The 12,128-nt window shown below is 33.4% G+C and carries 6 protein-coding genes and 2 pseudogenes; 5 read left to right on the top strand and 3 right to left on the bottom strand.

Annotation, left to right across the window (positions count from 1 at the left end):
- Positions 1 to 324: 324 nt before the first annotated feature.
- A complete protein-coding gene (gene secA / locus ACQH21_RS04935) occupies positions 325 to 2,976 on the bottom strand; it encodes a preprotein translocase subunit SecA (RefSeq protein WP_010405317.1) in 2,652 nt (883 codons plus the stop codon).
- Between the two features lie 225 nt (positions 2,977 to 3,201).
- Between secA and ACQH21_RS04930 the strand changes: the two genes are divergently transcribed.
- The 4 genes and pseudogenes from ACQH21_RS04930 (at position 3,202) to rmuC (ending at position 8,064) form a co-directional block, all read left to right on the top strand.
- On the top strand, positions 3,202 to 4,224 hold the full coding sequence (locus tag ACQH21_RS04930) for a hypothetical protein (protein WP_353281695.1): 1,023 nt from the start codon (positions 3,202 to 3,204) through the stop codon (positions 4,222 to 4,224).
- Positions 4,225 to 4,396: 172 nt separating this feature from the next.
- Complete coding sequence (locus ACQH21_RS04925) at positions 4,397 to 5,200, top strand: hypothetical protein (protein WP_425384001.1); 804 nt, start codon at positions 4,397 to 4,399, stop codon at positions 5,198 to 5,200.
- Between the two features lie 100 nt (positions 5,201 to 5,300).
- A pseudogene (locus ACQH21_RS04920) lies at positions 5,301 to 6,460 on the top strand (porin).
- Between the two features lie 263 nt (positions 6,461 to 6,723).
- A complete protein-coding gene (rmuC, locus tag ACQH21_RS04915) occupies positions 6,724 to 8,064 on the top strand; it encodes a DNA recombination protein RmuC (protein WP_064085792.1) in 1,341 nt (446 codons plus the stop codon).
- A 32-nt stretch (positions 8,065 to 8,096) separates the two neighbouring features.
- Here the strand turns inward: rmuC and ACQH21_RS04910 are convergent, their stop codons facing one another.
- Positions 8,097 to 9,203: a D-alanyl-D-alanine carboxypeptidase family protein gene (locus tag ACQH21_RS04910; RefSeq protein ID WP_010405178.1), complete on the bottom strand. Its 1,107-nt coding sequence runs from the start codon at positions 9,201 to 9,203 to the stop codon at positions 8,097 to 8,099.
- Positions 9,204 to 9,889: 686 nt separating this feature from the next.
- Here ACQH21_RS04910 and radC point away from each other — a divergent pair.
- Positions 9,890 to 10,570, top strand: coding sequence for a RadC family protein (gene radC, locus ACQH21_RS04905; protein WP_264375899.1), 681 nt, complete (start codon positions 9,890 to 9,892; stop codon positions 10,568 to 10,570).
- A 300-nt stretch (positions 10,571 to 10,870) separates the two neighbouring features.
- Here radC and ACQH21_RS04900 read toward each other — a convergent pair.
- Positions 10,871 to 12,101: pseudogene (locus tag ACQH21_RS04900) on the bottom strand (IS256 family transposase).
- Positions 12,102 to 12,128 lie beyond the last annotated feature (27 nt).

Raw genomic sequence — 12,128 nt, 5'->3', positions numbered from 1 at the left:
CTCTATTTTTTGTTTCTATTTTATTTTTATTTCTCGGTTTGACACACTTTTTTGAACATTCCCATAATTTACCAGGAACTATGACTCTATGGCGTGGTTATGAAAACCTCAGGGAAAGCATGGTTATGCTTCGCATAATGACCTCTCAAAGTTGTGGGTAAAAGTGAGATTTAAATCCGATTGAGAAGTTCTGATCAAGCACGCCATAAGAAAGGCTCTACAAACCTTTTGGCCCAATATTAATTCGGCTATTGATTTTGTTTTTTAGTGCTCTGGCAAATCTTACTTCGGTTAGCTATAGCAGCTATAATGTGCTTGCAACAACTAATTCACTACGGCAACTGCACCGTGACAGTGTTTGTATTTTTTTCCAGAGTTACAAGGGCACTTGTCATTTCTTGAAACTTTTGGAAGTCTGCTATTTTTAGTAGAGCGTGACCTATTGCCTATTTCTTGATTGTCTAGCAACTTAAAGTGCGCTAGGCGGTGAATGGTAAGCTCCCCCCACTTTTCAAGCATCGACTCAAACATTAAGAAAGCTTCGCGTTTAAATTCATTCAGTGGGTCTTTTTGCCCCATGGCACGCAAATTTATGCTTTGTCTTAGGCTCTCTAAGACCGAAAGGTGCTCCCTCCATAAATGATCAAGTGTCATGATCATCACTTGTTTCACTATCGTATTCCACAAATCTGTAGTTTGTTGACTATTGAAATATTTTTCTTTCTCAGTAAAAAATTCTTGTATCTTGTCATTTATATAATCCAAGGCTTCTTGTTTATTCAAAAACTCTTCTAGATTAAGCGTTATCCCGTATCTTATGTGGAATTCTTTTGCAATATCTTCAACATAATCTTCGTAATAACCACTTTGTACTATACCTTCTATTATATCCTCATTTACTTCACTATATACTTCAACTAAATCATTGATTTCATTGTTTAAAATATGATTTCTCTGCTTAAAAATAACTTTACGTTGATTGTTGATTACATCATCAAACTTTAGCAAAGACTTCCGCACATCATAATTTCTAACTTCAACTTTCTTCTGTGCTTTTTCAAGTGCTTTATTAATCCATGGATGATGAATAGCCTCGTTGTTCTTTAGTCCCACTTTTTGCAAAAAATTCCTCATTCTATCAGAACCAAATATCCTCATTAAATCATCTTCAAGTGATAGAAAGAACTTAGAAAGTCCAGGGTCACCTTGGCGGCCAGAACGTCCACGTAATTGATCATCTATTCTCCTGCTTTCATGCCTTTCGGTTCCAATAACACATAAGCCACCAGCTTTTATAGCAATTTCCTTATCTTTTTTTACTCTTTTGACTATTTCTTGATATTTTTTTTCTCTTTCATCAGCATTTTTTATTTTCTCGAGCTCTATTTTTGCAATCATTTCAACATTTCCACCAAGCTGAATATCAGTTCCACGTCCTGCCATGTTTGTTGCTATAGTAATGCTGCCTGGTATTCCAGCTTGCGCTATTATATACGCTTCTTGTTCATGATAACGAGCATTCAATACTGAATGCTTAAGAGAATGGCTTTTCAAAAGATCGGAAAGTTTTTCAGAATTTTCAATACTCACAGTGCCAACAAGCACTGGTTGAAGGCGTTTGTGACATTCCGCTATAAACTTCAATACAGCACTAAATTTTTCTTTTTCTGTGCCATAAATTTCATCATCAACATCTATTCTTTTAACAGGCACATTAGTTGGAATTTTTACTACATTTAATCTATATATATCACGAAATTCTTCTGCCTCTGTTGCTGCTGTTCCTGTCATACCAGAAAGTTTGTTGTACATACGAAAGTAGTTCTGAAATGTGACTGATGCTAAAGTTTGACTTTCATGCTGAATTTCAAGATTCTCCTTTGCCTCCAGTGCCTGGTGAAGACCATCAGAATATCTCCTACCTTCCATCATGCGCCCAGTAAACTCATCAATAATTACCACCTTACCGTTTTTCACTATATAATCTTTATCAGCAGTAAACAGCTTATGTGCACGAAGTGCTTGATCTATATAATGAGTCAGTATAATATTGCTAGTATCATAGAGCGAGGAATTTTCAGGAATGAGGTTATACGATTTTAGTAATTCCTCCACTCGTGAAATGCCATTTTCAGTGAGGAACACTGCTCTACTCTTTTCATCGACTTCATAGTCAGAATCAACTAATTTGATTACTATTTTATTGATATGCTTATATATCTGATTATTTTCCTCAAGTGGGCCAGAAATAATGAGCGGAGTACGCGCTTCATCAATCAGTATGGAGTCTACTTCGTCTACTATTGCATAATTGAAGCCTCTCTGAACCATATCTTCTTGAGAAAATTTCATATTATCTCGTAGATAATCAAAGGCAAGTTCATTATTTGTTGAGTATACGATATCTGCGCTATAAGCCTTTTTTCTCTCGTCGTCTGTCAAATTATTTGTAATAAATGCAACAGAAACTCCAAGAGAATTATATAATTTACTCATCCACTCTGTATCTCGTTTTGCAAGATAGTCGTTAACAGTTACGACGTGCACACCTTTTCCTTCTAAAGAATTTAGATATGCGGCTAAAGTTGCGACGAGTGTCTTTCCTTCTCCTGTTTTCATTTCTGATATCATGCCATTATGGAGAACCATGCCACCAATTAGCTGAACGTCGAAATGCCTCATGTTAAGGAATCTTCGTGATGCTTCTCGTACAACCGCAAATGCAGGTACGAGAAGGTCATTTAGTGTTTTTCCATTTTTCAGTTCTTGTTTTAATTCCGCAGTTTTACTAGCAAGATCCTCATCAGATAAGCTCTGCATTTCTTGCTCTAGCGCATTAATCTGCTGAGCAATTTTTCTGAAGGATTTTATTATCTTCTTGTTCGTTGATCCAAATATCCTTTTTATAAAAAAAAGTGACAACGTAAAGATGAAGAATATAAGAATAGTTGTTAAAACTAACGTAGAGTCTGGCATAAACTTAGGTAAAGTTTTATTTAATATGAGATTATATTACTAAACGTAACCTGCGGCAATTAGATTCAGAAAATCTTTATTTACAAACTAAGCAAAAGATTCTTGCAGATGAAATGTAAAAGAGTCTATTTATTTTATTAAATATTATAATTAATAATTAAACTTTCTTAATAAATTATTAAAATAGTGTTAAGCTACATGTATAAAACGGTTAGTGGAGTTACAATGTTAAGCAATATTATAAAAGTAAAATTAGAGGAAAATAGTTGTCCTTTTGAAGAATTAGAAGAATTTTTTGCTTCATTAAAATTTGGTACAAAAGGGTTTAAAGATTCTTCAATAAAATTAGTTTGCCAAGTATTGGAAGATTTCACCTTAATTCTACCAAGAGAGGCAGTACCTAATTCTTTCGCTTTGAAGCTTTTATCTTTGCTTAGTAAGGGAAATGAGCTAGCTTTACCTATTATATTAAAATACCTTTCTTGCAGAACTGTATTTAAAGATTTTGGTCAAAAACTACAGGATAAAGTGGATCAAGATATAAAAGGACAAAACGATTCTAAAATTTCTCAGGAGATTGAGTTATGCAAAAAAGACATTTTAAATCTTCTCAATGGTGGTAAATCAGTATTAGACGTTCAATTGAAGCAGCGGTATAAAAAATACTATTCGTTAATAGATAATGAGATTGAAGAGTTAAAGACTCAAATTTTAAAAGAACTAGAAGATTATATTAGCAATACTAACGTTAATAAAATGTATCGAAGCCTTAATAATAAAAAGAAAAACGAAGAATCATTAAAAGAAGTAGCGTTAGGATCTTGTTCATTGGGTGGAATTTGCGTGTTAATATTTTTTTCACTTGGTTTTTTTATTTTTTTGGCAACAACCATTGACCCACCTGCTCATATGAGTATGTATAAAGTAAAGGTTTTTAGGTGTATAGGAGCTTCACCTTTAGTTTTTGTAGCATTAGCACTAACAGTAGCAGGTGTAGCTTACTTAACAAGTTGTTATCTAAATCATAGTTTTACAAAAGAAATACAAGACTATATAGAGCAACCAATAAAATGTATGGATAAGGCAACTAATAATAAAGAATTAGACAATTTTCCTTCTGACAATTATGAAAAAGTACAACCTTCAGCACCGCTTGAGGAACTACTACCTTCATACGAAGAATCGTGTTACAGTAGTTTAGGTTATATTCAACCATCTAATCCAATACAGCAAAATAAGTTGTTGTAGTGAAGGTATAAAGAGAATAAGCAAAATTATATTTGTAATTTTGATTCCTTTATCATGACTTAGAACATGCAGCAACATGACGATTTTTCTATACTTTATCAAGTATATTAATGGGTAAATGAATTTTAATACAATCTTATTATACTTATAAATACGTTATATGTGAGAAGATATGGAAGATTTTATAACTGAAAGAAGGAAAGATGATGCTGTGATATCTGTTTGTCAGGATAATGAGAAAAAGAACGTATTAATCTTGGGACTCAATCAAGCTGCAAGGAATTTATTAAAATGTGAGGGAGAGAATTTACTTAATAAGGCGTTAATCAATATTTTAAGTAAAAGAGCAGCTGAAGATATGAAAAGCTATTTGGAGTATACTGAAGATGGGCGCGATTTGCCCGATATATTGCCAAAAGTGATAGGCTTTTCTTTAATCGACGCTAAAGGAGAAGATATAAAAACAAAGGTAAAAGTTTTTCGCACAACTCAATTTACTAATAGCAAGATTAATTATGAGCTATTGATACGTGACATTAGCCTGTTTCATAAGCTAGCAATGTTTAGGGATAAATATCTGATGGGTAAGAAATATAAAAAACACAACTTGTTTGATATACCAGACAATGATTCAACGATTTTGGAGTTATATGTCATATTGAATTTTGCCTTTGAATATCAAATTAATGCAGTTATAGGAATAATAGGCTTCAATAATAAATTTAATGAGATAAACGATGCATTGAGTATGATCACAGAGCATTTTTATAAAAATTGCCGTAGTGATGATTTTCTAGGATTTATTGATGAGAATAAGGTGCTTTTTATTTTGATTAACTGTGATGCAAAGAACACATCTAAAATAATTAGTCGTATATATTCTACCATTAATAAGCAGTTACTAAAGCGAAAGTTACCAAGTATATCAATTATTTATGGAAATATAATTCAAAAACATAGTGTGAAGAATGCTTAAACGCTTTTGTCATTAATTGGTTTGTAGTATCTAAGTTCTACACAATATAAGAATTGTTTTTTATTTCTATTAAGCTTATATTAAAAATTTAAGCTTAACTATGAGGTTACTGATCAAACTATTTTCATTATTATTCGTGGTAGGGAGTGTCAATGCTAGGGTAATTCTAGATAAGGAGATATTTTATGCAGAACTAGATGGAAAAATAGATTTAAGATTTGGCTACGCTTTCAACAGAGATTCTTTTAGCTCTACAAAAGACAAGACCTCAAGCTATTCAGACCTGCGCTTGCTTTATTTACAGCAAGTTTATCCAAATACTAAAATGGGTTTGATGTTAAGGCAGGAGTTTCTGGTATTGCAAACTTAAAGGCACTAGACATAGAAAAGTTAGAAATGGAGAAGTGGTATTTTATCATAAAGAATCAGGAGTTTGGATCATTTGAATATGGTAAAGGAAGTTTAGTTAGTCAGAGTATGTTAATTAACACTTCAAAAATTTATACAGCTGCTGGGGGAATAAATGGTCATTGGACAAACTATGCAAATCTGCGCGGTAATGGAAAAAAAGATGATGACCCTGGGTATGATAAGGACAAGGTATTTTGGGTAAAACCCAATGTTTACAGCGACTATAATGGACTAGAGCTGAAGTTAAAACAACCAATGATAAACTATATTTCTCCTGAAATTCATAACTTTCAACTTGGATTCAGTTATGTTCCAGGTAAAAATAATTTACAATATAATAATTTAATAGCCGCTGGTCTTTCCTATAAAAATGCCCTATCAGATGAAATAAATTTTACTACTGCTTTGACTGGTGAATTTGCAAGGGAAAATTTAACTGATTGTACAAACAAAAATTCTAGCGATCTTCAGTGTCATAATCAATTACTACACTGGAATTTTGGTGTGAAACTAAAGCTTTTTGAACTTGATTGCATTTTGTCGTACGGGAATGGTGGTAAATCTGGTGAGAAGCGTAGTCATGAAACAAATAATATGCATTATGTAAATGCAGGTATTGCTTATCATTCTGATTCTCGTAAAGTGAGCTTAACATATTTTAGTAGTAGCAGGGATATTGCAGACAAAGGTACAAACGAATTAACATCACAGGCTTTCAGTCTTGAATATCCATTAGCTGTTGGTACTTCATATTACTTTGATATTGTAAGATTTAGTACTAAGGAGCTTGCAGTGGAAGATAATAACTCCGGATATGTGCTTTTGGCCGGATTGAAGCTAAGTTTTTAGTGAAGTAACTGGTATGTAAGTATTGTAATAATGAGAGTAAAATTGAGTTGTTAATATATGTGCTATTTGATATTATAAAAATAACTATTACATAAGATTTTCAATAAAAAGACATTCTGTTACTAATCCAAGTGTAGAAGAAAACGGTTATTAATTAGCAAACCAAGCCCTTCAGTAAGCGCATCTCTTCAGGTGCTCTTTTTTTCTTTTTTATATATAAAAAAATTAGATAGTATTGTGAGTGCGGTTTTTTCTGTGTTCTGATGCTTTTCAATTCTATAGCTTTTGTATTGAATTTCCTTTTTTTACTACTATTTCTCTATATTGTTGTAAGAAAGAACAGAAAATTTAGTGAGAATCTTGAGAAGAATTTACTTAAAGTAGAACATGAACTTCAAGAGGCAAAACAGTCTTTAGTAGATAAAAATAAGGAAATAGTTGATTTGAAAGTGAGGAACGCAGAACTTGAAGTAATTCTTCAAAAAGAGCGTGAAGAAAAGAAAAAGGAAATAGAATTACTAACAAAAGCAGAGGAGAGGCTTACGAACACTTTTAAAGCACTTTCTCTTGATGCTCTTCAGGTAAACAATAATAATTTTCTGAACTTAGCAAAAGAAGTGATCGATAATAAGCTAAAAGAAACAGAAAGTGACTTCAAAAAAAGGCAAGCAACGATCAACGAAGTTATCACTCCAATAAAAGAAAAATTAGAAAAATTCGACAGTGAAATACGTGAGCTAGAGAAGGAGAGGGTAGGGGCCTATGAAGGTTTAAGGGAGCAAATTGGAGCATTAATGAGTCAAACCTCTAACCTTGCTAACGCCCTGAGGAAACCTCACATTAGGGGTAAGTGGGGTGAAATGCAGCTCAAAAGAGTGGTAGAAATGGCGGGAATGGTTGAATATTGCGATTTTTTTACTCAAGCTTCAGTGGTTGATAAAAATGAGGATAATTTGTTACGTCCTGATTTAATAATAAAAATGCCATCAGGAAAGCAAATAATAATAGATGCTAAAGTGCCACTTGATTCTTATATGGATGCTATGTCACAAAATGATTTGCAGATACAAAGGGAAAAGTTGAAGAATCATTCTCTGGCGATAAAAAAACATATAAACGATCTAGGCAGAAAGGAATATTGGAACCAATTTGAAAATACGCCAGAGTTTGTGGTGCTTTTTTTAACAGGAGAAGGGGTTTTCAGCGCAGCACTAGAATGTGAACCAGCTTTGATAGAAATTGGAATAGAAAAAAAAGTAATTATTGCAACACCAATCACTTTAATCGCGCTACTTAGGGCAGTAGCCTATGGATGGAAGCAAGAGATGATAGCTGAAAATGCAAAGAAAATAAGTGAACTAGGCCATATTTTATATGAGCGAATCTGCACAATGGGCGAAAATTTTGATAATTTACGCAGAAGCTTAAAAAGTGCTGTTGATCATTACAATAAAACTGCTGGTTCGCTTGAGGCAAGAGTGTTTCCTGCTGCCCGAGAATTCAATAAGCTTGGTATACATGCAAAAAATAAAGAACTCACTGCTGCAAAAGAGTTGGAATCTTTACCACGCAGTTTACATGCTGAGAGGTTGAAAGTAGATTAGTATTTCAGGTCTCCTTAACTTACATTTGCTGATTAAAACAACTTTCTAAAAATTTTTTTTATATAGCTCAATTTCTGCACATCATTTGCTGCATAAACAGGTATAGTTTGTTGCTCAGTACCAGGTATTTCTACAAAAATTTTGCCCACTTCTTGACCTTTTTTAATTGGTGCGGGTACCATATCTTTATACTCAATACGCACTTTAATTTTATCATGTAATCTGCGGTTATAAGTTATGGTAACATCGTTTGCAACTGTAACGGGCACTTTTTTATCTTTTCCATAAACAATATTTATTTCTTCAACTACGCTATCCTTAGCAAATATTTTCTTGGTGTTAAAATGATTTAAGGAATATTGTATTAGTCTTTTTGCTTCCTCTATTCGCTCTTTCTCGGTGTCCAAACCATTCACGACAGCAAAAATTCTTCTATCGTTCCGTTTTGCAGATGCTATAATGCCATAACCACCAGCACTTGTATGACCTGTCTTTAGACCATCAACTCCAATATCATGGAAAAGTAAAAGATTTTTATTTTTTTGTACAATATCGTTATATGTCAAATATTGTTCAGAGAATAGATCATAGTATTCAGGAAAATCAGTAAAAATCCTTTTTGCCAGTGTTACCAAGTCTTTTGCGCTCATAAAATGGTTTTCATCTGGCCACCCGCTTGAGTTAACAAAATGACTATCATTAAGATTTAAATCTTGTGCAACTTCATTCATTTCAGCAACAAAATTCTCCTCTGATCCTGCAATACCCTCGGCTAGCGCTATGCATGCATCATTACCTGAGGCAATTGTAACTCCTTCAAGTAGTTCTTTTACCGTAACAAATTGACCTTCTTTCAAAAACATAGAAGAGCCTTTCCTTTCCCATGCTTTTCTACTTACTCGAAATTTATCTTCCATTTTTATTATTCCAGCTTTTAGATAATCAAAAGCTACATATAAAGTCATCAATTTGCTCATTGAAGATGGGGCCATTTTTTCCCTGGAATTGTGTTCAAAAATGAACGAGTCTGAAGCTAAATCTAAGACAATTGCTTGCTTTGCTTTGGTTCTAAACTGATATGAGTATGAGTAAAAAGGAAATATAAAAATTAATAGCAAAGTTACTAATTTGCTTAACATATTTATAATTTTAAATTTATAGTGTACTAATTAATAGTATGATTTTGCACGAGCATTTCAATAGATCTCTCGCATAAAACTTCCTTGACAAACTGCGCCAGCCCCCTTATTATGACAATAAGAGTATTTATCCTTGTTTTCGATCCGCGCGGGTTCAACAACAAAAATTCAGTAAAAAACTCAGATATTTATTGGCAAATTACATAGAAATTATAGCGGCTGCATGTCTTTTTTATTTTTTCTACATTCAGCCAAAACGCGCTTATTTTAAGCGTTAGCACATTATTACAGCGCCAATTTACATTATTATAGGGTCAAAACTCGTTACACGGGGATTTTTTTGCCTTTTTTTTCGCTTGGTAAATTTCTTAACATTTACAGCTAAAGCTTCAGGCCAGCACTTGATGCTGGAAATTTTTTGAGCACAAAAGTTATGCTAGGTTTTTGTTGGTAAGAAACCAGTGTCAAGCACTGGGATGACATAGAAGGAGCACTGGGATGATATATAGAAGGGACACTGGGATGAGGCTACTTGAATGACAAGAAGGAGGGAGAAGGGGATGACAAGAGAGGGGCCACTTTCATTTGCTGTCTTCAAAAATTTACAATTATGCTTCATGTGTTTTATTAAATATTTTACTTAAAAATTCAATTTCTTATTATAAGAGATAAGCAATTCATGAATAATGAAAGATTACAAAAAAGGTCATAGAAAGCGCCTAAGAGAGAGAATTATTTCAGATAACGGACAATCATTACTTGATTATGAGATTTTAGAACACATTTTATATTCAGCATATAGTAGAATTGATGTAAAGCCAGTAGCAAAGAGTTTGATAGAAAATTTTGGTAGTTTAAATAAGGTTTTTAATGCCGATTTAGAAGCACTGCAGAATATCGAAGGAGTTAGTAATGCAGCTATATCTGCTATCTTTTGTGTTAAACAGGCTTTTGTTCGTTCTGCACGAGAAGAAGTAAAGGACCTACCTATAATCAATAATTGGGAAAAATTGCTTGATTATTTAAAAGCAAGTATAGGAAGCCTTAATAAAGAAAATTTTCGCGTTATCTATATGAATAAAAGATATCGTCTAATAGCAGAAGATCTACAAAACTTTGGTACAATAGATCAAACTCCTCTTTATGTTAGAGAGATCATAAAACGCGCTCTTTTGATTGGCTCAACATCGATTGTAATATCCCACAATCACCCAAGTGGAGATATACAGCCTTCAAGTAGCGATATGTTTCTCACCAGACAGCTTGCAGAAGCTTGCAAAAGCATAGGAATAGAATTAATAGATCATATTATTATCACATTTAGTAGCTATTTTAGTTTCAAGGAAAATAGGCTTTTATTAGAGTAGATCTAAAATTGCTTTTGCCATTTTTCTTATTATGGAAGTATAGCTCTTCTTATAATAGTCCGAACGGAGGTAAAAACGTCTTTATAGCTATTATAAGCCAAGAGGCCAGCAGTATGTTATTATGACCTGTTCGGATTATTGTGAGAAGAGCTATAAAGCTATACATGAGGTGGTTGCCAGTGGAACAAAAATTTTCCTTCTGGAAGACAATGTGTGATTTAGATGGCGTAATAGTGGCAAATTGAAAGAAATACATGGTATTTGCCGGGAATGTTCAAAAAAGTGTGTCAAAGCGAATTTTTAGTTCAACTCAATTTTTAACCTATCAGGAAAAAAGATATCAAGTTGAGATATAGTTAGAGCCCAATTAGGCAAAGCCATAGCCCATTTTTGCTCTATCTTTTTTATAGCACAATATACCAATTTGTACAAGGCATTTGTACTGGTAAATGAACCTTTGGTTTTAGTAAATTTTCTGATTTGTCTGTGCAACCCCTCAATTGGATTGGTGGTATAAATTAGCCTTCTAACAGGGCCAGAATACTTAAAATAACTAGACAAATTTTCCCAATTGTTTTGCCACGATTTTATGACTAAAGGATATTTTTCACCCCATTTTTCCTCCAGTTCAAGTAAATAATTTTCGGCGATTTCTCTACTTGTAGCACGGTATATTTTTTTCAAATCATTCATAAAAACTTTTATATCTTTGCTGGATACGTATTTTAGTGAATTTCTTATTTGGTGCACAATGCATAACTGTACCTCAGCATTGGGAAATACGCTATTTATAGCTGTAGGGAAGCTTTTCAGACCGTCAACACAAGCTATCAAAATGTCTTCTACTCCTCTCTCTTTTAAGTCATTTAATACGCCTAGCCAGAAGTTAGCTCCCTCACTTTCTGCTAAGTAAAAACCCAGTACTTCTTTTCTGCCATTTTGGTCTATTCCTAATATATTGTACATGCATTTACTTATGCAATGTCCATTCTCTTTGACCTTAAAAAACATCCCATCCATAAATACTATCGGGTATACTGATTGTAGGGGACGACTCCTCCATTCATTGATTATAGGCAGTAATTTATCTGTAATTCCAGATATCTCTGCTGCAGATATTTTATGGTCATAGATTTCTTCCACATAGGATGCTATATCCCTGTATCCCACACCGCTTGCAAACATGTTCAAGACCTTTGTTTCAAGTTCTGGATGTAAGCTTGTTTGCCTTTTTTTCACTATCTGTGGTTCGAAACTTCCCTCTCTATCTCTTGGTGTCAATAGTTCAAATACTCGTCTTCAAAGTTTTGCCATTCTTTCCGTTTCTTCGATTCTTTTCTTCTCTTTCATTGGATAAATGATGCTCTATTTCACCTTCTAGACTTGCTTCCAGCAGCCTTTTTACAAATGGTGTTAATGCTCCATCTCTCCCCATCAATGGTTTACCTTCCCTTATTGATGACAGTATATTTGCTTCCAGCTCTTTGTAATCTACCAGGCCAGTCGTTCCATTTTCTATTTTGTAACTCATATATCAAACCTCTATTTTTTGTTTCTA

The sequence above is a fragment of the Wolbachia endosymbiont (group B) of Eupithecia inturbata genome, from assembly GCF_964030915.1.
In the GTDB taxonomy this organism is placed as follows: Bacteria; Pseudomonadota; Alphaproteobacteria; order Rickettsiales; family Anaplasmataceae; genus Wolbachia.
This window is presented reverse-complemented; position numbering and strand designations above follow the sequence as displayed.

What these genes read in the sequence shown, in the direction of transcription:
- secA (WP_010405317.1), bottom strand. Translation starts at nt 2,976, where the DNA reads ATGCCAGACTCTACGTTAGTTTTAACAACTATTCTTATATTCTTCATC.
- ACQH21_RS04930 (WP_353281695.1), top strand. Translation starts at nt 3,202, where the DNA reads ATGTTAAGCAATATTATAAAAGTAAAATTAGAGGAAAATAGTTGTCCT.
- ACQH21_RS04925 (WP_425384001.1), top strand. Translation starts at nt 4,397, where the DNA reads ATGGAAGATTTTATAACTGAAAGAAGGAAAGATGATGCTGTGATATCT.
- rmuC (WP_064085792.1), top strand. Translation starts at nt 6,724, where the DNA reads ATGCTTTTCAATTCTATAGCTTTTGTATTGAATTTCCTTTTTTTACTA.
- ACQH21_RS04910 (WP_010405178.1), bottom strand. Translation starts at nt 9,203, where the DNA reads ATGTTAAGCAAATTAGTAACTTTGCTATTAATTTTTATATTTCCTTTT.
- radC (WP_264375899.1), top strand. Translation starts at nt 9,890, where the DNA reads ATGAAAGATTACAAAAAAGGTCATAGAAAGCGCCTAAGAGAGAGAATT.